At 42.5% G+C, this 20,098-nt stretch carries 22 protein-coding genes; 14 read left to right on the top strand and 8 right to left on the bottom strand.

Annotated features, from left to right (window positions below; all coding sequences use genetic code 11):
* Positions 1-139: 139 nt before the first annotated feature.
* Both cysE and NOS7524_RS06325 read right to left on the bottom strand, forming a co-directional pair.
* Positions 140-901, bottom strand: coding sequence for a serine O-acetyltransferase (gene cysE, locus NOS7524_RS06330; protein ID WP_015137647.1), 762 nt, complete (start codon positions 899-901; stop codon positions 140-142).
* A 161-nt stretch (positions 902-1,062) separates the two neighbouring features.
* Positions 1,063-1,554 (bottom strand): hypothetical protein, encoded by a 492-nt coding sequence (locus NOS7524_RS06325; RefSeq protein WP_015137646.1) that lies wholly within the window; start codon positions 1,552-1,554, stop codon positions 1,063-1,065.
* A 302-nt stretch (positions 1,555-1,856) separates the two neighbouring features.
* Here NOS7524_RS06325 and NOS7524_RS06320 point away from each other — a divergent pair, with 302 nt between their 5' ends.
* Positions 1,857-2,462 (top strand): Uma2 family endonuclease, encoded by a 606-nt coding sequence (locus NOS7524_RS06320; RefSeq protein WP_015137645.1) that lies wholly within the window; start codon positions 1,857-1,859, stop codon positions 2,460-2,462.
* Between the two features lie 218 nt (positions 2,463-2,680).
* Here the strand turns inward: NOS7524_RS06320 and NOS7524_RS06315 are convergent, their stop codons facing one another.
* Positions 2,681-4,336, bottom strand: coding sequence for a DUF3352 domain-containing protein (locus tag NOS7524_RS06315; RefSeq protein WP_015137644.1), 1,656 nt, complete (start codon positions 4,334-4,336; stop codon positions 2,681-2,683).
* Between the two features lie 376 nt (positions 4,337-4,712).
* Between NOS7524_RS06315 and NOS7524_RS06310 the strand changes: the two genes are divergently transcribed.
* The 4 genes from NOS7524_RS06310 to NOS7524_RS06295 all read left to right on the top strand — a co-directional run bounded on the left by NOS7524_RS06310 (position 4,713) and on the right by NOS7524_RS06295 (position 7,733).
* Entirely contained in the window at positions 4,713-5,072 is a 360-nt protein-coding gene (locus tag NOS7524_RS06310; protein WP_015137643.1) for a rhodanese-like domain-containing protein, read from the top strand.
* Positions 5,073-5,533: 461 nt separating this feature from the next.
* Entirely contained in the window at positions 5,534-6,631 is a 1,098-nt protein-coding gene (gene hrcA, locus NOS7524_RS06305; RefSeq protein WP_015137642.1) for a heat-inducible transcriptional repressor HrcA, read from the top strand.
* A gap of 12 nt (positions 6,632-6,643) precedes the next feature.
* Positions 6,644-7,324, top strand: a complete 681-nt coding sequence (locus tag NOS7524_RS06300; protein WP_015137641.1) for a hypothetical protein — start codon at positions 6,644-6,646, stop codon at positions 7,322-7,324.
* A 52-nt stretch (positions 7,325-7,376) separates the two neighbouring features.
* Positions 7,377-7,733, top strand: a complete 357-nt coding sequence (locus tag NOS7524_RS06295) for a DOPA 4,5-dioxygenase family protein (protein ID WP_015137640.1) — start codon at positions 7,377-7,379, stop codon at positions 7,731-7,733.
* Here NOS7524_RS06295 and NOS7524_RS06290 read toward each other — a convergent pair.
* Positions 7,715-8,089, bottom strand: a complete 375-nt coding sequence (locus tag NOS7524_RS06290; RefSeq protein ID WP_015137639.1) for a c-type cytochrome — start codon at positions 8,087-8,089, stop codon at positions 7,715-7,717. The genes NOS7524_RS06295 and NOS7524_RS06290 overlap by 19 nt on opposite strands.
* Positions 8,090-8,299: 210 nt before the next feature.
* On the opposite strand from NOS7524_RS06290, the gene petG reads away from it, so the two are divergent.
* On the top strand, positions 8,300-8,413 hold the full coding sequence (petG, locus tag NOS7524_RS28315; protein ID WP_011320710.1) for a cytochrome b6-f complex subunit V: 114 nt from the start codon (positions 8,300-8,302) through the stop codon (positions 8,411-8,413).
* A 56-nt stretch (positions 8,414-8,469) separates the two neighbouring features.
* Here petG and rsmD read toward each other — a convergent pair whose 3' ends face one another.
* Entirely contained in the window at positions 8,470-9,024 is a 555-nt protein-coding gene (gene rsmD / locus NOS7524_RS06280; protein WP_015137638.1) for a 16S rRNA (guanine(966)-N(2))-methyltransferase RsmD, read from the bottom strand.
* A 155-nt stretch (positions 9,025-9,179) separates the two neighbouring features.
* On the bottom strand, positions 9,180-9,815 hold the full coding sequence (gene hisH / locus NOS7524_RS06275) for an imidazole glycerol phosphate synthase subunit HisH (RefSeq protein ID WP_015137637.1): 636 nt from the start codon (positions 9,813-9,815) through the stop codon (positions 9,180-9,182).
* Between the two features lie 58 nt (positions 9,816-9,873).
* On the opposite strand from hisH, the gene NOS7524_RS06270 reads away from it, so the two are divergent.
* Both NOS7524_RS06270 and NOS7524_RS06265 read left to right on the top strand, forming a co-directional pair.
* Positions 9,874-10,386: a pyroglutamyl-peptidase I gene (locus tag NOS7524_RS06270; RefSeq protein ID WP_015137636.1), complete on the top strand. Its 513-nt coding sequence runs from the start codon at positions 9,874-9,876 to the stop codon at positions 10,384-10,386.
* Between the two features lie 156 nt (positions 10,387-10,542).
* Positions 10,543-11,907: a DUF3370 domain-containing protein gene (locus NOS7524_RS06265; RefSeq protein ID WP_015137635.1), complete on the top strand. Its 1,365-nt coding sequence runs from the start codon at positions 10,543-10,545 to the stop codon at positions 11,905-11,907.
* A 33-nt stretch (positions 11,908-11,940) separates the two neighbouring features.
* Here the strand turns inward: NOS7524_RS06265 and NOS7524_RS06260 are convergent, their stop codons facing one another.
* Positions 11,941-13,269, bottom strand: a complete 1,329-nt coding sequence (locus tag NOS7524_RS06260; RefSeq protein WP_015137634.1) for a hypothetical protein — start codon at positions 13,267-13,269, stop codon at positions 11,941-11,943.
* Positions 13,270-13,789: 520 nt separating this feature from the next.
* On the opposite strand from NOS7524_RS06260, the gene NOS7524_RS29260 reads away from it, so the two are divergent.
* The 5 genes from NOS7524_RS29260 to NOS7524_RS06240 all read left to right on the top strand — a co-directional run bounded on the left by NOS7524_RS29260 (position 13,790) and on the right by NOS7524_RS06240 (position 17,458).
* Complete coding sequence (locus NOS7524_RS29260; RefSeq protein ID WP_144050843.1) at positions 13,790-14,014, top strand: hypothetical protein; 225 nt, start codon at positions 13,790-13,792, stop codon at positions 14,012-14,014.
* 171 nt (positions 14,015-14,185) lie between these two features.
* Positions 14,186-14,770: a Uma2 family endonuclease gene (locus NOS7524_RS06255; protein ID WP_015137633.1), complete on the top strand. Its 585-nt coding sequence runs from the start codon at positions 14,186-14,188 to the stop codon at positions 14,768-14,770.
* 101 nt (positions 14,771-14,871) lie between these two features.
* The gene (locus NOS7524_RS06250; protein WP_015137632.1) at positions 14,872-15,546 is read left to right on the top strand and encodes a Mo-dependent nitrogenase C-terminal domain-containing protein; all 675 of its coding nucleotides are present in this window, start codon (positions 14,872-14,874) and stop codon (positions 15,544-15,546) included.
* A 204-nt stretch (positions 15,547-15,750) separates the two neighbouring features.
* Positions 15,751-16,779, top strand: coding sequence for a GTPase ObgE (obgE, locus tag NOS7524_RS06245; protein WP_015137631.1), 1,029 nt, complete (start codon positions 15,751-15,753; stop codon positions 16,777-16,779).
* A gap of 94 nt (positions 16,780-16,873) precedes the next feature.
* The gene (locus tag NOS7524_RS06240; protein ID WP_015137630.1) at positions 16,874-17,458 is read left to right on the top strand and encodes a Uma2 family endonuclease; all 585 of its coding nucleotides are present in this window, start codon (positions 16,874-16,876) and stop codon (positions 17,456-17,458) included.
* A 40-nt stretch (positions 17,459-17,498) separates the two neighbouring features.
* Here NOS7524_RS06240 and NOS7524_RS06235 read toward each other — a convergent pair whose 3' ends face one another.
* Entirely contained in the window at positions 17,499-18,599 is a 1,101-nt protein-coding gene (locus NOS7524_RS06235; RefSeq protein WP_041555589.1) for an acyltransferase family protein, read from the bottom strand.
* A 187-nt stretch (positions 18,600-18,786) separates the two neighbouring features.
* Between NOS7524_RS06235 and NOS7524_RS06230 the strand changes: the two genes are divergently transcribed.
* A complete protein-coding gene (locus tag NOS7524_RS06230; protein WP_015137628.1) occupies positions 18,787-20,034 on the top strand; it encodes an RNA-guided endonuclease InsQ/TnpB family protein in 1,248 nt (415 codons plus the stop codon).
* Positions 20,035-20,098: the final 64 nt, after the last annotated feature.

The raw sequence follows: 20,098 nt of genomic DNA, 5'->3' as shown, positions 1-20,098 counted from the left end.
GTGTCATCATCGGTGAACCAAATTAAATGAGTAATAAGTAATGGGTATTTACTCATTACTCATTACTCATTACTCATTACTCATTACTTAAAGAAGGAAAGGATTAGGCATGAATTTTTTACCCAATCCCCAATCCCTATTAAATCCCTGCTCCATCTAAAAACTGCTGTATCACCTTATCTCTGAGGCTACATACAGGAGCATCTTCTAAAATTTCACCATCTTTGACTACATAGCTGACTAAAACTGGAGTTTTAGCTGTAGATTGTTGGTGCTGTAGAGTTTGTATTTGCTCTTCCAATGCCTCAATTCTATTTACTAAAGCGCGAATAACTTCCGCTTCTGAATCTGGCAAGTTGTTATGTTCTAGCGGTGCAACACGTACTCCTGAACGATAGACAATTCGACCTGGTACACCCACGACAGTGCAACTTGAAGGTACATCCCGCAGGACAACAGAACCTGCACCAATACGAACGTTATTACCAATTTGAATATTTCCTAGTACCTTAGCGCCAGCACCTACAACCACATTTTCACCCAAAGTAGGGTGGCGTTTGCCGCTTTCTTTACCTGTTCCCCCTAGGGTGACACCTTGATAAATTAAGGCATAATCACCGATGATTGCTGTTTCACCAATTACCACACCCATACCGTGATCGATAAATATACCCTGCCCGATGGTTGCGCCTGGGTGGATTTCGATTCCGGTCAAAAACCGAGCGATATGAGAAATCAAGCGAGGGATAAAAGGAATACCAATACCATGTAGCCAGTGAGCCAGCCGATGGAAGAGTAGGGCTTGCAAACCAGGGTAACAAAACAAGACCTCCAACAGATTACGAGCAGCTGGGTCACGTTCAAAGATGATACGAAAGTCAGCACGTATTGTAGATAGCACGAGATAGCATCCTCGGAAAGCACAACAAGCTACTCTCCCATCATATCGTTAATGGGGATTGGGGATTGGGGACTTGTACTGAGCTTGTCGAAGTATTGGGGACTGGGGATTGGGGATTGGGAAAAAATTATGGATGGGATTTATAACCTTTAGTGATTTATCTATTTTTCCTGTACTGTCAAAGTGTAATTTCGCTTGACTCCAGGGTTAAATGTACCAACCCAAACGTGATAAGGCCCTTTTTTCCAGCCTTTATCAACAATGCTAGCGTCTTTATTTTTACCTGTGTCATCACCACAACGAATCGTATTTTCGTCTGGTCCTTGAATTAATAAAGTTGTATCGCTGCCACCACTGTTGACGGTAATTGTTAATTTGTCAAAGTTTTTTTCTAAAACCATAATGTGATCTGGTTTGGGATCAGCAAAACCGATACAGGCATTTTTATCGCAATCGCGGTTACTGATGGCAGACAAGGAATAAGAACCACCTGTAAAGCCTGTAACTATTCCTTTTGCTGGTTCAAACCCTGATGATAAGCTAAATGTACCAAAATTAGGTGTTTCTGCGATTACAGGCGTAGCAATTACAGCACCAAATAAGACTAAAATCCAACTGCTTTTAAAATTAAATCGGGGGCGACAATATTTCATAGTAGCCCTCCTTGAGGCTCTTATAGTAGTGATCTTATACACATATTCTAATTAAGCCATTCCGGTAATTTGTGTCTTATGTATGCCACTTTCATAATGTGCTGCCTGATATAAAGGAATTTGAGATTCTTTTCTGCCCTCTCCGTCATGGGAACTTGGAATATTTCCAGGTGCGATCGCTATATTGAGGCACTATCACCAATCAAAGCGGATTAATATATGTAGTAAATCAAATCTTCCTGAACATCTGCGTCATTTGGTCATTCAGAGGTCAGTAAATCGCTGTTATAGGATACAGTTTCATGACTCATGCACCATCAAAACTTCTCACCTTTGAGGATTTTATTGACCAATACTGCGACAACCCTCGCTACGAACTGGCTGACGGAGAATTAGTTGATATGGAACCCACAGGCTCCCATGAAACTGTCGGCGGCAAACTAGCGACCAAAATCGGTATTGCTATTACCAACGCGCAACTCCCTTGGTTTATTCCTAGGACTTGCCTGATTCGCCCCTTTGCTGATGCCATGACTGCCCGGAGACCAGATATTGTGGTTCTGGATGAAACTGTTCTTTCCAGTGAACCCCTTTGGCAGCAAGAACCAGTAATCACTCTCGGCCGTTCAGTCAAACTCATTGTCGAAGTAGTTAGCACCAACTGGGAAACTGATTACGCTCGCCAGGTTGAAGAATACGCCCTTTTAGGAATCCCTGAATACTGGATTGCCGACTATCGAGGACTCGGTGGGGTAGCTTTTATCGGTAGACCGAAACAACCGACTTTTACAGTTTGTCAGTTGAGTGGTGAGGACTACTACCAGCAGCAGTACCGTCTTGGTGAGGCGATCGCTTCTGGGATTTTGCCTAATCTACACCTACAACTTGATGACATCCTACCTCGTTGAGTGATTTTGATGCTCTATGGGATGGACACCGAAATAATTAATTAAACGAGTTTTTGGCCAATAGGAAAAATTTTAAATTATTCAATTCAGTATTTCACAGTGAGATCCCGTTAATACATGACCTTTTTTGAATTTTGAATTGGAGCGTTCGCGTAGCGTCTCGTAGAAAAGCGACTTGACAAGGGGAACTGGCGAAATTTGCCGTGTCCCCTAATTGATTAATGATCAAGTTGGAAGAAAATCCCGCCTTTGAGAGTTCCTGTGTCACTCCCATAACTACTAAAAGTGAGCGATCGCAGTTTCTCAAAAAAGGATTTACCAACTACTTCCACAAGCTTCAAAATTGGTAGTTGACGCTCTAATAAATTTTGGCTTTTGTTCCAGTCAAGATACACATAACCTTGATTGGATTCGGGAAAAGCCGCAATAGTCTTTTGGAAATTACGGTTTTTGAGGAAAGAATTATCTTTGGTTGTAAAAACTTCATTAATTGTTTCTAGGTCAGAGGTAAAGATTTCATAATTTCCTAGGGTTGTATGTATGCCTTTGACTTTGGCTTCAACAGTGAATGATGGATGCTCTGGAGTATCGTTTTTTTGAGTATTGGCAATTAAATCTGTCCAAGCGGTAACTTTTTGCTCATTGAAACGTAAAGAATTAGTATTTAGTCCTTGAGATGAGGCGATCGCATCTAAACGTGCAATTCCTTCTGGTACAGTTTCTAGTTTTTCTGTGACAAAAATCCAGCCAGGAGTTGTTTGTCCTGCATGGGGGATGAGTGCTAGAGCATATTCTCCTTGTACCCAGCTAAATATATCTTGTTCTAAGTTGATACTCCAGCTTTTTTCAACATCTTGTATTGGTTTGATTAATCGGGAAATTACATCAGTTCCTGAACCAGAAATGGCTGTTTTTGCTTGTATCCAGAGTTTGGCTAAATCGCTGTCACCCAAATTGCTCAAATGAGAACCAGAAATCACCAACCCGGCTGAGGTGGGTATATATTGTAATGCTCCCACAAGTTGAGATAATGGTGCAGAAGTGGGTGAGACTTCGGTTGCAGCTAAGAATGTAGTTTCGGCTAACAGTCCTTGAGGATTCAATGTCAGAGCAAAAATTTGACTGTCGTAGGTTGGTTCTGGTAAATCTAACCCTTGCCATTGTGCCAATATGGGGAGATTGAAGAAGGCTACAGCTAAAGAGCCTTTAGGTAGCTGTTGGGTGGCTTTTTGGTATTGGGGAGAACTCGTCAAATTTAAATCAGGGGCTTGGACGTTATTAATAGCATCACGCAACACTCTAGGATCATTGGCAAACAAAACAAAGCCATCAACTACTGCACTAGCTAAGGGTTCTAGCTCTGGTTGTGCGTCATCGTAGAGAAGTTTCGCACCTTTGTATTCTTCAGTTGCTAGATTAGCTCCAGCTAAAACCCGCTTAGAGAATAATAACTCCACAAACTCACGGCTTTTTTCTGGTTTCTTGGTGGCTAGAGCCATGAGATATCCTGGCTGCTTACCGTTTTCGGAGTCACGATCAATATCTAAGGTGGTAACAGCCAGTGTAATTTCCTCTCCTAGCCAGGGTTGAATATCTTGGCGATAATCTAAACCACTTTGAGCTAATAAACTGGTTTTGAGTTTAGATATTTCTCCAGCACTTTCCAAAGCCTGTAAGCGTTCTGGATTTGCCAACAACGAAACTGTCGCTGGTGCTAGTTTTGACACAAAAATAGCAGCACCAGACTGGGAGGTAGAAGCAATGAGGCTAACCGGACTTTTGGCAAACAACCAGTAAAAGCCTGCGATCGCAATGACAACCAAAGCGATCGCACCAGCTATCAGAAAACCGGAGACTGAGCGTTGTGTGTTCACAATAGACCTATCTAAAACAACGGTTTACAGCCATTTAACCAGAAAATTAGGGACTGGGGACTGGGGACTGGGGACTGGGGACTAGGAATGAGCAGGGGAGCAGGACTATTGCCTATTACCTGTTACCTATTGCCTATTGCCTATTGCCTATTACCTGTTACCTGTTACCTGTTACCTGTTACCTGTTACCTGTTACCTGTTACCTGTTACCTGTTACCTGTTACCTGTTACCTGTTACCTGTTACCTGTTACCTGTTACCTGTTGCCTATTGCCTATTGCCTTCCCCCTGGTAGGGCGCTTTTAAGCAAGATTACTTATGCTAGGTTCCAGGTTTTCTGTCACCATAAATGATATTGGACTGTTTATCAAAACCACATGACAGGGAATATTTCTGGTCAACCCATCTCTCAAATTAGTGTAGAGGAACTAGCACAACGTCTGGCTGAAAATGATGCAAGTATTCAGTTAATAGATGTACGTGAACCCCAAGAATTATCACTTGCTAGTATTAATGGCTTTGTAAATCTGCCTCTGAGTGAGTTTTCCCAGTGGGCAGATCAAGTTCCGGCTATGCTTAATCCTCATGCTGAAACTCTTGTACTATGTCATCATGGCATCCGTTCTGCCCAAATGTGCCAGTGGTTACTTGCTCAAGGTTTCACCAATGTCAAAAATATTTCGGGCGGTATTGATGCTTACTCTATCTTAGTTGACCGTTCAATTCCCCAGTATTAGGGACTTCCAAATCAAAAAATATCCCCTATGTAGGGTGCGTCAGTCAGACAAAACCTGGAAATACCTAGAAATTATTCGTATTGACGCGCCCTACTAAGTAACAGCATCGGCTAAACGCCGCGCTATCACTAACAGCACTGTGAATAGAGACTGTATTTTCCCTGGAGATGGGCAATACCATAAATAAGGCTAAATTATCAACTAAAAATAAGTATCTTCAAATACAATTTATTTAATATAATTATGGGATAATACTGAGAAACTTAATAACATCTTTAAATCAATATTTTTTCTTTAAACCCCTGCTAGACGAAAATGTGGGATTAAGACTGTAATGTTAGTCGTTACAATAGAGTTAGATATTTAATGATTTTAATTAACTATTGTTAATTTATTTGCATTTAATTCAAATAATCTTTTCAAACCTTGATTAAAAGTTTGCTTTCTGTCAAAGAAACCCTATGCAAGTCCAGTTGACAAATCGACAACAGCATATACTTTGGGCAACGGTACGTCATTACATAGCTACGGCAGAGCCTGTTGGTTCAAAAGCTTTGGTCGAGGAGTACGACCTGGGTGTTAGTTCAGCCACAATCCGCAATGTGATGGGCGTACTAGAAAAATCTGGGTTATTGTACCAACCACATACATCTGCCGGACGAGTACCTTCTGACTCAGGTTATCGCATTTATGTTGACCAGCTAATTACACCCTCTTGGCGAGACGCTACGCGAACGGAAGCCCTGACAAAAAAGGTAGAATTGTCACTTCAAGAGCGTCTTCACTGGGAAGATTGGAGCTTAGAGATTCTCTTGCAAGGAGCAGCACAGATTTTAGCTAGCTTGAGTGGGTGTATTAGCTTGATTACCATGCCGCAAACCAATACAGCCGTTGTGCGACATCTGCAATTAATGCAGATTGAAGCGGGACGGATCATGCTAATTGTGGTGATGGATGGTTATGAAACCCATTCTAAGCTGATGGATTTGCCCCCAACCAGACAAGAAACAAAACCTGATCCAGAAGTAATTGATCGGGAGTTGCAGATTGTTTCTAACTTTTTGAATAGTCACTTACGGGGTCAAAGTCTGTTAGAAATCAGCAACTTAGACTGGAGTCAGTTAGATCGGGAATTTCAACTTTATGGGGAGTTCCTGAAAGATTCTGTAGCAGAACTAGCTCACCGCACACAAGCACCAACCGCGACACAGATTATGGTGCGGGGTGTAGCCGAGGTTTTGCGTCAGCCAGAATTTTCTCAACTCCAGCAAGTGCAAACAATTATTCAACTATTGGAAGAAGAACAAGAGCAACTATGGCGATTAATCTTTGAGGAGCCAGAGGCGGAAGATACGAACAAACCAAAAGTAACGGTGCGTATTGGCTCAGAAAACCCATTAGAACCGATACGTACTTGTACCTTGATTTCTTCTACCTATCGCCGAGGTGCAGTCCCATTAGGGAGTGTGGGAGTTTTGGGGCCAACACGCCTTGATTACGAAAGTGCGATCGCAGTTGTCACGGCTGCGGCTGATTATCTCTCAGAAGCCTTCAGTTAATTACATCAAATCATGGTCAGAAAAATTGCCTTTGGGGTGCTGTGGCTAGGATTCATCATTTATGCTTTTGTGTTTGCGCCGACCGATAGTCCCGATACCTGGGAGCTAATTAAAAATCTGTCTATTGGTCAGTGGCAAGGTATTAATCCCTTAGTCATAGCACTATTCAACCTCATGGGTATCTGGCCTATGATTTATAGTGCATTACTATTTATTGATGGCAGAGGGCAAAAACTACCCGCTTGGTTATTTGCGACTGCATCTTTTGCTGTTGGTGCATTTGCTTTATTACCCTATTTAGCTTTACGGGAACCGAATCAACAGTTTATGGGGTCAAAAAACGCCTTGATTAAGCTGCTAGATTCCCGTGTGACTGGTATTGTTCTCACTGTGGCGGCGACGATTCTAGTCACTTATGGTTTACGTGAAGGAGATTGGCATAACTTTATCCAACAGTGGCAAACTAGCCGCTTTATCCATGTCATGAGTCTAGATTTTTGCCTACTTTGCCTATTATTTCCGGCATTATTGAGAGATGATATGGTGCGTCGTGACTGGCAAAATCAGCAGGTTTTCTGGTTATTTGCTCTCATTCCCCTATTCGGCCCCTTGATTTATTTGTCTGTCCGTCCCTCGTTGCCAGAAATCAGTGTAGAGTTAACACCCAGTCAGCAACAATCAATCACAAGTTAATTTTCAAGAAACTGACTGAAATTCTGATTCGATCAACTCAGCAAAAACGGTAATGAAAGAAAACAGCATCATCACTGGGTTTCACGCTCATGTTTACTACGATACCGAGACTCGTGAAATTGCCGATAGGATACGGGAAGGATTAGGGGCTAGATTTGAAGTGCAGCTTGGACGCTGGCATGATCAGCCTATTGGGCCACATCCAAAATCCATGTATCAAGTCGCCTTCTCACCAAACCAATTTCCTCAAGTCGTACCTTGGCTAATGCTGAACCGTGAGGGGTTAGATATTCTCGTCCACCCTGAGACGGGTGATGATGTCACAGACCATACAGCACACGCTCTATGGCTAGGAAATAAGCAGGAACTGAATATCAACTGCCTACAAGGTTATAAACTCTCCAAATAACTCAAAAGGTCTGCCATTTCTTGAGTGCTGGGTTGGAATTTGGGCATTGGCGGCGTTTTACCACTAATGACTTGATCAATTAGTCCATACTTGGATTTGCGTTTAGAAACACCTTGCAAGCTAGGGCCTACTCGCCCATCTGCTTCTAAACCATGACAGCCAGCACAATTGATTTGAAATATAGCGTGTCCTTGTATTTGGTCTCCTTTCAATGCCAGAACACTCTTGACATATGGGTCGGAGGCTCGCACCATCTCAACACCAAAAAAGCCCAAAAAGACCACTAGCAGTATCGCTAGAGCCAATAAAACGATCTGCTGAATCAGATTTTCAGGTTTAGTAAGCTGGTTATCCAAAAGTTGTGCTGTAAAAGTCTAGTTGTTTTCAAAAATTTTCATTTCCTACACATAGCTTAAAAGTTCTTGATGCTGTCTGCAAGCACATCTACGACTTTTGTCCTGGTTAGCCATTCCCCAAAAACATTGTATGAAGCGGGATTCATCCCCAATTTGGTAAAATCAAAAGCAGGAAATGAATTTTGAATAATCGTAAACAGGAGATTTAAAGTGGTTGAACCCCTGCTTTCAGGCATTGTTCTTGGTTTGATTGTCGTTACCCTCTCTGGGTTGTTTTACGCCGCCTACAAACAATACAAGCGCCCCAATGAGTTGGGTGGTTGATTGAGTTCTGAGTAGGGGATGAGGGAGAAGGGGAAAGCTTTACTACTCCCTACTCCCTACTCCCCTGATTCCCCAATGCGGTAGAAAGTTAGGGCTGTGTTACCGTAAACCTTTTCGCGACAAATCTCCCAATCAGGAATTGCTATATCTGTCCATGCTTGGGGATTATGCTCAACAGCGATTTCACCGTTGGGATCTAATAATTGATGGTGAGCGATCGCTTCTAATACTGACTGATATAATCCACTAGCATAAGGTGGGTCAAAATAAATCTTGTCAAACTGCTGCCCTGATAAGTTCTTTAGCTGCTGGATGACATCACCGCGCAATATTCGCCATTGCTGCTCATCGTGTGCCAATTTCTGCCAATTTTCTTGAATAACGGCACAGGCTCGACTTGATTTTTCAATACCGATTACTAGATTTGCCCCTCGACACAAAGCTTCTGCACCCATTGAACCAGTCCCGGTGCATAAATCTAGCCAGCGACAACCTGCTATTTCTCCCTGCCAAATATTAAAAACTGCTTCCCTAACCCGCGCACTGGTGGGTCGAGTTTCTTGCCCTGGTAAAGTTTTAATTTGGCGATTCCCGTAAATTCTTAGACTCATTTGTCAATGGTCAACAGTCAATAGTGAGATAATGCGTTCCTGTCGCCTTGCGTCGGAAAGCAACTATCGAACCTGTAAGGGTCAATAGTCAATATTATGTAGCAAAAACATAATGACTGAGGACAAGTGACGAATCTCTAAGTTTCAATTTAATATTATGCGGCGATTTTTTCCCGTACTTGGGAAACAAAATTAGACAGAATTTGCAAGCCAATGTTAGAGGATTTTTCTGGGTGAAATTGGACTGCCATCAGGTTTTCATGGGCAATGGCAGCTGTGATAGTTTGCGTACCGTGGGTAACAGTTGCTGCCCGAATTTGCGCCTCAATGGGGTCAACATAGTAGGAATGCACAAAATATACCCAAGGTTGAGGGGGCAAATGCTCCCACAAAATACTTTTTGGTTGAGTTAATTGCAGCTGATTCCAACCCATGTGGGGAATTGTAATACCAGGTTCATGGACAAACCGCCGTACTTTTCCCCGCACAATTCCTAATCCTGGTTGAGTTCCTTCAGCACTGGATTCAAATAAAATTTGTAGTCCTAAACAGATGCCTAAGAAGGGTTTGCCAGATGCGATTGTATCTTTAATCGGTTGTTCTAAATCTCGCGCTCGGATATGTTGCATTGCGGGATCAAATGCGCCGACTCCTGGCAAGACAACTGCATCTGCTTGAGCTAATTCCTTATAGGAATCTGTAACTTTAGGAGTGGCTCCCGCGTTTTCTAACCCTTTGCAAACTGAATGCAAATTTCCCATGTCATAGTCTACAACCGCAATAACTGGCATTGACCTGTTCCTTGTAAATTATTTATGGAGTATTTTTCTATTCTAAATAATATTTCTGATGAAGAAAAGAATACTATTAACTTCTTTTGACACTTGGCTCGATGATCAACAGTCAAATTCCTCGGATGTTTTATTACTTGAAGTGATAAAACTTGAATCACTCCCCTATGATTTAAAATTTTTGCGCCTGTTACCCGTTAATATTGATCTGGCCAGTTACCGGGTGATGGCAAAAATAGAGGAGTACCAACCAGATTACATTGTTTGTTGTGGCATGGCTGCTAGTCGGCAAAAGTTAAGTGTAGAACTTGGTGCAAGTCGGGGAGAAAGCTTTTTACAAACTACAATTGATGTCAAACAATTAGTGGTGGGAGCAAAGGCAACTGATATTAGTGACGACTGCGGTAAGTTTGTTTGCGAAGGTCTTTATTATTCTGTACTGGAATACTTAGGACAAAATAAACTGGCAGCACATTGTATATTTGTCCATGTTCCAGTTTTGCATCCAGAAAATTTGGTAGAGATTCTGAGAGATTTCTTATTAATTATTAACAATTTGGCACTTTTGTAGAGTTATTACCGTCCGAGGGGCAGAGATGAGGGGATGAGGGGGATGAGGGAGATGAGGGAGACAAGAGAAAATTTATTGTTCATAGCTAATCCCCAGTCCCCAGTCCCTAGCCCCTAATACTTTGTTGTTATAAAGGGAGATGATTTTTTTAATACTATGTTGCCTTTGTTACTTAGTTTTTTAGTTGCTCAATCAACTCCTGCTACACCGCCGCCAGAAGAAGTGGTACAGCCGCAACAAGTGCGCCCATTACCAGGACAGTTGGATGCAATACCAACTTTTAATAGCAATAGTCCAGAGTTGGTTTTAAAAGAAGGGATTTTACTTTCTACCTTTCCGCCAGAGGGGAAAAAAGTACCATCAGCCCATTTGAATTTTCCCTTTCGCGGTAGATTTGATGTGTTTGCTCATCACATTGCTAGGGCTGAACCACCGGAGGATTTACGCTCATTATATTTAGGGATAATTTTACATAACCCGACTACCCAACCAATGACAGTGAATGTGTTGCAAGGGGCGAGTTATTTAAGTCAACCGGATGCGCCGTTTATTCAGTTGCCCTCTTTTAGTCAGAATCTTTTGGGTAATGTGTTCGCTGGGCCAGGCGATCGCGTTATGTTAGATGTACTTAGAGGAAGGCGACAAGATATTTTCCCTGCCCAAATTGTGATTCCACCAGGGGAAAGTCAAATGCTACTCAACCAGCCGATTCCGGTAAGAGGACTCACGCCACCCTTAAATGGTCGCTCGACTTTGGCACGACTGCGGAGTAATGGTACAGTTTACGCAGCTAGCTTGGCTATGTTTGCTAAGACTAATGCTGATGGTAGTGAACGTGCGCCGACTTTAGAAGAGTGGGAAAATCTCTTACAGAATAGTGATGTATCTGGCCCCCGCGATAGAGTACCCACACCTTTAGAAGAAACTGGTAAACCCCGTATTTATGGACGGGTGGCTGGTGTGGCGCGTGGAACCCATTGGCGGGCTTTTATCGTTGATGCTCCCAAAGCTAAGTATTTAACGATTCCCCAACCAGGACAAGCATTTTCTTATCCTCTGAGTAGCTTGCATGGTGGCACTTTAGGAACAGAACAAATTCAGAGTGCGCCGCTTTTGGTACGTTATCCTGATACCGCTTATCAGGCGCATGGTAATTACGGGATTCAATATAGTTTGAAGTTACCGTTATATAACAATACTCCTACTTCCCAGACTGTAACTATATCGCTACAAACCCCCATCAAAGAAGACCGACTGACACAACCAGGACTGCGCTTTTTTACTACTCCAGCCCGTCAAGTCTTCTTTAGGGGCAGTGTGCGGATACGACATCGAGACGAAAATGGCCAGCCTAAAACTAATTTTATTCATTTAGTGCAGAGGAGAGGCCAGCCTGGGGAACCATTAGCTGTATTAAACATGAAAACAGGCGATCGCTCTTTAGTAGAGGTAGACTTTCTCTATCCCCCAGATGCGTCACCACCACAGGTTTTAACAGTAGCTACTCAGGCTCAAAAATAGGGACTGGGGACTGGGGACTGGGGACTGGGTGATTTATTGAAAACCTTTGGCTGACTTCTTCTTACCCTTTCCCTTGGGTTTAGACTTGTGTACTTCTACCACAGCTGCTTGAAATAACTCGTGTAGATGTAGGGGTACACTGGCAATTTCTGGTAAATCTGGCTTGAGGGGTTTATCGAATTCTTGCAAGAGTGCATCTAAATCATTAGCAAGGTTAAATTCTGGGCGTTGCAAGTAATCTTGTAGTGCCTTGTCTAATGACTTGGGGTATTTTTGGGCTAAACGTTGCCAAATAAAGGCATTAATATTTTTATCCTCAAGGTAATGACGAATTAGTTTCTCTGCACCATCAATACTTTGCCAATCGGCTGCTGTTAACAGTGCTTGTAATTTACTGTATGTTGGTAAAAACATCTGTCCCCAACGGGGATGAGAAATTGCGGTTACTTGTTCGGCTTGTTTGAGTTCCGCAGGTAAATCAACTTTTGGCATCACCATTTTACTGTTGCCACTTTTGTTGTTAAATATCTGCGCTACTAATTTAGCATCAGCACCAGTTTCTTTAGCTGCTGCTTGAATCTCTGCTTCTGACACACCAGCTTCTGCGGCTAATTCACCAAGAGACTGATTTTGATCAATTCCTAGGGCTGCCAAGCGTTTCTCGGTGGTTAATTCTTGAAATTCACCAATTTTTTGATTAAGTTGATATCCAGGTAAGGTAATTTCATCACTACCAAAAAAGTCTAGAAAATCCTCGTGGTATTGGGCTACAGACTGCCAAGCAGCCTCTAATAACTCTGGAGCATCACTATAAAGATGATGTTTATAGTTTTCTTTAAAATTACCAATAGCTACGGCTAATTTGGGTCTGCCAAGTTTACCTAGAAGTGTGTATTGTCCCAAAAATGTCCAGTAGTTATCAGTAATAGGTGCTATGCGAGTTAAGAGGATTTCTTCTAGCTTGAGGCGAGAAATTGCTTGTAATGTTTGGGTATTGTTGGGTTTAACAATATAGTATTTATCGGTTAACCAGTTTCTTAACTCTAAGCGATCGCTCTCAATTTGGGTAATCGCAAATAAACCCATAAAACTATGATGCCAGTTATTGAGCAGCAGGCGATCGCTCTCGGTTAAATCTGGCTGACTGGCGATAAATAAATCGATGGGAGACTGATCATCAACTCTCCCTTCTACAATAAAACTGTCAATAATTAAATCTTGCTGTGTATTATCACCACTACCACGGCGTGACTGTGCGGCTGCATAGGTTTCTAATGCTTGTGCTAGTTCCCCTTCCGCATCTAAAACAAAATTTACTACAGCTTGTTTGAGGGTGTGCGATCGCTCTAATATGACATCCACAGGTGTACTCTATCTCTCGGTGCAACAGTTGTAGATTAAGGCTGATGAGAGAATCACAGCATCTAACAACAGCTAGATTTATCAGCATACATATTTAGGCAGTTGACACAAATTTAGTAGTGAATGCTGAGTGCTAAGGAATTTTCAATTGAAGAAGGCAGGAGGCAGGAGGCAGAGGGCAGAAGGTTTTGTTTAGAAGGGGATTCCGACCCCTCCTAAACAAGAGCCACCAAATTGAAAATTTGGTGGGGGTCTTAAACCCTTGCTCCCTACCCTGCGGGAACCCCTTCGGGGAATGGTCGCGGCAGAGGACAGAGGCCAGTATTCCTTCTGCCTCCTGCCCTCTGCCCTCTGCCTTTCTTGATAAAAAATATTCAAAATCTAGGGTGCGTCAGTGCGAGAAAACCTAGCTATATCAACAAATATTCATACTGACGCATCCTACTGGTTAGCAGTAGCGGAGCCTTGAGCAGCGTGCTGAGGGAAGAAAAAAGTCATAATGAATACACTTTAGTTATGTTTGGGTAACGAAAATATCAGTGTTTGCCACAAACAAACAAGCATTTGTAACGAAACGATTTGTGTTGGTAACGAACGCAGTTGTATTTGTAACGAAACGATTTGTGTTGGTAACGAACGCAATTGTATTTGTAACGAAACGATTTGTGTTGGTAACGAACGCAATTGTATTTGTCACGAAACGACTTGTGTTGGTAACGAACGCAACTTGTTTAGTTACCAATAGACTTTCGTCCTGATAAAGTAGTACAGCTTGATGCTCATAAATATTCAGACAAAACAGATGAAAAAGCTTCTGTAATCAGCTTTTACCCTGTATACCTCTTGCTCCTGCCTCTTGCCTTTTGTACTAGGATGTTATTGTATGTTAACCTCCTTAAACAACAGGTTATGACAAATGGTTGCAAATCCCAGTTATAGCTACATTTCCCCAGAAGATTATCTCAAAGGCGAGGAAACCAGTCCCATTAAGCACGAATATCGCCAGGGAGAGGTTTATGCAATGGCTGGGGCTAGTAATACTCATGTTGTAATTTCTTTAAATATTGCTTCTAGGCTGAGAAATCATTTACGTGGGAGTGGTTGTCAAACTTATATCTCAGACACCAAAGCGCATATTGAATCACGCAATATCTACTACTACCCTGATGTGATTGTCAGTTGTGATCAACGAGATAGAGCATTTGATAATTTTATCCGTTATCCTTGCTTAATTATCGAAGTGCTATCACCCTCTACAGAAGCCTTTGACAGAGGAGATAAATTTGCTGACTATCGACACATGGAAACACTGCAAGAATATGTTTTAGTCAGTCAAAATCGCATGAGTGTTGATTGTTTTCGCCGTAACCAAGATGGACAATGGGTACTTTACCCCTACGAGAAAGAACAAGAAATACATTTAGCTAGTATAGATTTGCGATGTGCGATCGCAGACGTATATGAAGATGTAACTTTTGAAATCACGCCATCTCAAGAGTAAAAGCAAAACAAATCTTAAGAGATGCTTAGTTAGCCTTGTAACAGTTTAGCCTCAAGAACAGTAGCTTATCATGGACTCAGAAAACCACGAGGCGTAAGTTTATGACGAGTGTTGTTAAATCTCCCTACAGCAGTGAACAAATTGCCGCTTGGTTGCGGGGACTGCTAACAATAGCTTGGGCTGACGGTAACTTTGACGAACAAGAACAGCAATTAATTGCTAGTATCACCAAAGATGAATTAGCCCCTTGTCTGGAGTGGGAATCACTGGAAGTAATTTCACCAGCAGAATTAGCTGCCGTTTTGGGTAAAAATACACCCGTTGGGGAAAATTTTCTCCGTACAGCTGTGATGGTAGCGATCGCAGATGGTACATATTCCCCTAGCGAAGATCAAGTCCTGCACGAATTTTGCCAAGCCCTAGGCGAACCAGCAGACATCCTACAAGCCCTAAGCCATACCCTAGAAGACAAAGAACAAGCAGATTCTTTAGTATCAGCAGCACTCACAGCCCCTTCACCTGATGCCCTCAACCCTCTACGCGACTGGTTAGATGGGTTAGATGTCAAAGATCCCAGAGTCGCCCGGTTCTTATGTAAAATGATTCCTTCTCAATGTCCCTTTGAGCGAGATGTCACCCTATTTGGACGTAAAATAGTTCACATTCCGCCATTGTGTAAAATTAACCCACTATATGAACAACTCGTAGGTTTACGTTTCCGCGCCCTCTCCTATTTGGCAGATGAATGTAAAGAAGATGTGACACCATACATTTAGTCATTAGTTATTGGTCATTAATTTGGCATAATAGCAACAAGAAGGTCTAAGACAAAAAAGTCTAGTTATACAACATAGAATGTTGAGGGTGCGTTCATAGCAATGACGCACCATTATTATCAGTAGATAAGATTTCAGCAGGTAAATAACTATTGCCTATTGCCTATTGCCTATTTCCTATTAACCATTGACTATTGACTAATTATGCAATTTATCGACCAAGCACAAATTGAAGTAGAAGCAGGTAAAGGAGGCGATGGGATTGTCGCTTTCCGGCGAGAAAAATACGTACCAGCTGGCGGCCCTTCCGGTGGGAATGGTGGACGGGGCGGTTCAGTTATTTTCATGGCCGTGGAAAACCTACAAACCCTGCTAGACTTTCGATACAACCACATCTTTAAAGGAGAAAATGGCGGACGTGGCGGCCCCAATAACTGCACAGGTGCATCCGGTAAAGATGTAATTATCGAAGTTCCCTGTGGCACAGTAATTTATGATGCCGAAACAGGTGATTTAATCGGAGATTTAACTGAACCTAACCAAAAGCTACTAATTGCAGAAGGTGGTAAAGGTGGTTTAGGTAATCAGCACTTTTTAAGCAACCGTAACCGCGCCCCAGAATACGCCCTCCCAGGATTGCCAGGAGAAAGAAAACTCCTCCGTCTAGAATTAAAACTCTTGGCAGAAGTAGGCATTATTGGTTTACCCAATGCAGGTAAATCTACCTTAATTTCATCTTTATCAGCTGCACGTCCCAAAATCGCTGATTATCCCTTTACAACCCTAATACCAAATTTAGGTGTAGTCAAAAAACCTACTGGTGACGGTACTGTTTTTGCTGATATCCCCGGATTAATTGAAGGTGCTGCCGAAGGGGTAGGTTTAGGACATGATTTTTTACGCCACATTGAACGCACACGGATACTGCTGCATTTAATCGATGCAACCAGTGATGATATCATCAGAGACTACAACACAATTCAGCAAGAATTAGTCGCCTATGGACGCGGTTTAGCTGAAAAAATGCAAATTTTGGTATTAAATAAAATTGATGCTGTTGATAGAGAAACTGTAGATTTAGAAGCATTAGCGACGCAATTAAATCATCTGTCTCACGCTCCAGTTTTCTTAATTTCTGCGGTAACTCGTACTGGTTTAGACCCAATGTTACAAGAACTTTGGCATATTCTTGATCAAATCAACGCTGTGGAAGAAGTAGAGGTATTTAGTTAACTCAGCAGGGTAAAAAAGTTTGTAGTAAGGGCTTTAGCCCTCTCCCTACTTTTTAGATAAATCAACAACTTGCAACCTTGGGGGTGGAAATATCATGACCATTGCACAAGAACAACGCTATTCTTCCTCTGAAGAATACCTAGAAATGGAGGTGAATTCAGAGGAAAAACACGAATATATTGATGGGCAAATTATTCTTGTGCCAAGTGAAACGCCAAAGCATAATACAGTTGTGGGTAACTTTGGTGCTACCTTACTTTTCGCTTTTAAACTTCAACCTTATCAAGTATTTATCCTCAGACAGCGTCTTTGGATTCCTCAAAAAAGAATGTATGTGTATCCTGATGTCATGGCGATCGCAGGTAAACTAGAATTTGCAGAAGGAAGACGAGATACTTTGATTAATCCAGTGTTTATTGCTGAGGTGTTATCAAAATCCACCAGAAGTTATGACAGGGATGAAAAATTTGCGGCTTATCGGTCAATTCCGAGTTTTCAGGAGTATATTCTGATTGACCAGTACAAAATCCACGTTGAGCAGTATTGCAAAACTGAAAATAATAAGTGGATTTTTTCTGAGTATGATGATCCAGATGTAATGTTGTCTCTGGTTTCTGTACCTTGTCAGGTTTTGCTGGGGGATATTTACGATAAGGTTGATTTTGGTGCGGAGGAGTAGGAGGAATTTGTTTCGCGCAGAGGCGCAAAGGGCGCAAAGTTTAGACTTTGAGAAACCAGCGTTGACGGTACATGAGGACGGCTACAGTCCACCATAATAAGACGGTGGCTAGGGCTAATAATAGTGAACCGTTGAATGTTCCAGCCCAGGATGCGAAGATGTCTTGATATATCCAGTTGTAGGTTTTGGTTCTGACTAGGATTTTAATGAGTAAAACTGATGCGACGAAAAGAGCGATCGCATTTAGTCCCATAATTTCAAAAGGTTTACTCCAGCGTCGCATTAATCTCACTTCAATTAATTCATAACAAGCAGCTAAGAGCAATAACGCCCAACCGCTAGTAAAGACGACATAGGAACTTGTCCACAGTTTTTTATTAATAGGGAATACCCAACCCCAAGCCCAACCAATCATTAAGCAACCAATCCCAAATAATGCTAACCCTACGCTTGTCCGTGTTTGTACTGGCTGTTTACGTATCCATTCACCAGTAAAGTAACCAGCCAAAACGCTTACAATGGCAGGAATTGTGCTAAACAGCCCTTCCGGGTCTCCCATGAAGTTGAAGCCATCACCCTTATATAGATGGGCTTTGGGAATGATCAATCGGTCAACATACGCGCCAAAGTTACCTTCTCGCGTCAACACACCCGCACCATAATCTGGTACTGGAATATACATCATCGCCAGCCAGTAGCCAATCAGTAGCACACCAGCTAGTAACCATTGTCCTTTGCGTGGTAACTTGAGAACTATCAAAGAAGCTAGTAGGTAGCTCAGGCTAATACGTTGTAAAACTCCCATCATGCGAATGCTGGTGAAATCAAAAGTCCAAACGCCTTGATTCCAAAAGCCGTTGAGAAACAAACCCAAAATAAACAGAATTGCAGCGCGGCGCAATATCCGCCAGTAAATAGCTGAGGTGGGTTTGTTGTCTTGGGTATATTTGGATAAAGAAAAAGTCATTGCTACACCGACAATGAACAGAAAAAAGGGAAAAACTAAATCAGTTGGTGTGCAACCATGCCAATCAGCATGAGTCAAGGGAAGATAGACATCATCGGCGACTCCCGCCATATTAACGAGAATCATCGCCGCGATCGTGATACCGCGAAATACGTCAAGTGAAGTCAGGCGCATAGGTAGAGTTTTATCTAAGCTCTGCAAGAAGACTCCCGCCATAGTCGCAGACTTGGCGGTGAGATGAATTGTGGGTCAAAAACGAGACACCCTCTGACCAAGATTGAGCGTAGGCAAAATTAGGGAAGAGGGTAGTTGAGTTTTTGACAAGATGATATACTATTTTGTGTACTAACAGTCTACATAAATGCTGGTATTTGAGGCAAAACTTGAGGGTACAGACAAACAATATCAGTCGCTGGATGAGGCGATTAGAACTGCTCGTTTTGTGCGTAATAGTTGCCTCCGTTACTGGATGGATAACAAGGGCATTGGGCGATACGACCTCAATAAGTTCTGCGCCGTACTTGCTGCCAATACAGAGTTTCCTTGGGTTGCTAAATTGAACTCTATGGCTCGTCAAGCTAGTGCGGAAAGAGCCTGGTCTGCTATTGCTCGTTTTTGCGATAATTGCAAGAAATCTAGGCCAGGAAAGAAAGGATATCCACGTTTCAAGAAAGAGCAAACACATGGGAGCGTTGATTACAAAACCTGTGGGTGGCGACTTTCTGATGACCGCAGATACGTCACTTTCTCGGATGGATTTAAAGCGGGAACTTTTAAACTCTGGGGAACTCGTGACCTGCATTTCTACCAACTTAAGCAGTTTAAAAGAGTGCGGGTTGTACGTCGCGCTGATGGGTACTATGCCCAGTTTTGTATTGACCAAGAACGAGTAGAAAGACGAGATCCAACTGGTAAAACTATTGGTATCGATGTGGGGTTGAACCATTTCTACACCGATAGCAATGGAGAAACAGTTGCAAACCCTAGACATCTTCGTAAAAGCGAAAAGTCTTTGAAACGGTTGCAACGCCGTTTGTCTAAGACTAAAAAGGGTTCTAACAATAGAGTCAAGTTGAGAAATAAACTTGCGCGTAAGCACCTCAAAGTCAGTCGCCAGCGTAAAGATTTTGCTATTAAGACAGCAAGGTGCGTGGTGAGGTCTAACGACCTTGTGGCGTATGAAGATTTGCAGGTGCGGAATATGGTCAAGAATCATCGCTTGGCTAAGTCGATTAGTGATGCTTCCTGGTCGCTGTTTCGTGAATGGGTTGAGTATTTCGGTAAAGTGTTTGGTGTGGTGACTGTTGCAGTACCACCTCATTACACTAGCCAGAATTGCTCTAACTGTGGTGAGGTCGTTAAGAAATCTCTTAGTACAAGAACCCATGTTTGTCCTCATTGTATGCTCACCCTTGACCGGGACTGGAACGCAGCGCGAAACATCTTAGAAAAAGGATTAAGTACGGCGGGTCACGTCGGAACTAACGCCTCTGGAGACATCGACCTCTGCTTGGGTGGAGAAATCCCTCCAAGTAAGTCGAGTCGCGGAAAGAGGAAACCCAAAGAGCGATCTTTGGAATCCCCCACTATATTCGGTACTCCGAATTAGTGGTGGGAGGATGTCAAGCTGGATGAGTATCTAAACTACCCTGCTTGCTGTCGGTGAGCTATTA

The organism is Nostoc sp. PCC 7524, assembly GCF_000316645.1.
Lineage (GTDB): Bacteria > Cyanobacteriota > Cyanobacteriia > Cyanobacteriales > Nostocaceae > Trichormus.
This window is presented reverse-complemented; position numbering and strand designations above follow the sequence as displayed.

Bases quoted from the DNA above. Each gene is read 5' to 3' on its own strand.
- NOS7524_RS06255 (WP_015137633.1), top strand. From the start codon at position 14,186: ATGGTTGCAAATCCCAGTTATAGCTACATTTCCCCAGAAGATTATCTC.
- NOS7524_RS06300 (WP_015137641.1), top strand. From the start codon at position 6,644: ATGGTCAGAAAAATTGCCTTTGGGGTGCTGTGGCTAGGATTCATCATT.
- NOS7524_RS06325 (WP_015137646.1), bottom strand. From the start codon at position 1,554: ATGAAATATTGTCGCCCCCGATTTAATTTTAAAAGCAGTTGGATTTTA.
- NOS7524_RS06320 (WP_015137645.1), top strand. From the start codon at position 1,857: ATGACTCATGCACCATCAAAACTTCTCACCTTTGAGGATTTTATTGAC.
- NOS7524_RS06295 (WP_015137640.1), top strand. From the start codon at position 7,377: ATGAAAGAAAACAGCATCATCACTGGGTTTCACGCTCATGTTTACTAC.
- hisH (WP_015137637.1), bottom strand. From the start codon at position 9,815: ATGCCAGTTATTGCGGTTGTAGACTATGACATGGGAAATTTGCATTCA.
- obgE (WP_015137631.1), top strand. From the start codon at position 15,751: ATGCAATTTATCGACCAAGCACAAATTGAAGTAGAAGCAGGTAAAGGA.
- NOS7524_RS06235 (WP_041555589.1), bottom strand. From the start codon at position 18,599: ATGCGCCTGACTTCACTTGACGTATTTCGCGGTATCACGATCGCGGCG.
- NOS7524_RS06230 (WP_015137628.1), top strand. From the start codon at position 18,787: ATGCTGGTATTTGAGGCAAAACTTGAGGGTACAGACAAACAATATCAG.
- NOS7524_RS06270 (WP_015137636.1), top strand. From the start codon at position 9,874: ATGAAGAAAAGAATACTATTAACTTCTTTTGACACTTGGCTCGATGAT.
- rsmD (WP_015137638.1), bottom strand. From the start codon at position 9,024: ATGAGTCTAAGAATTTACGGGAATCGCCAAATTAAAACTTTACCAGGG.
- NOS7524_RS06310 (WP_015137643.1), top strand. From the start codon at position 4,713: ATGACAGGGAATATTTCTGGTCAACCCATCTCTCAAATTAGTGTAGAG.
- NOS7524_RS06240 (WP_015137630.1), top strand. From the start codon at position 16,874: ATGACCATTGCACAAGAACAACGCTATTCTTCCTCTGAAGAATACCTA.
- NOS7524_RS06250 (WP_015137632.1), top strand. From the start codon at position 14,872: ATGACGAGTGTTGTTAAATCTCCCTACAGCAGTGAACAAATTGCCGCT.
- hrcA (WP_015137642.1), top strand. From the start codon at position 5,534: ATGCAAGTCCAGTTGACAAATCGACAACAGCATATACTTTGGGCAACG.
- NOS7524_RS06265 (WP_015137635.1), top strand. From the start codon at position 10,543: ATGTTGCCTTTGTTACTTAGTTTTTTAGTTGCTCAATCAACTCCTGCT.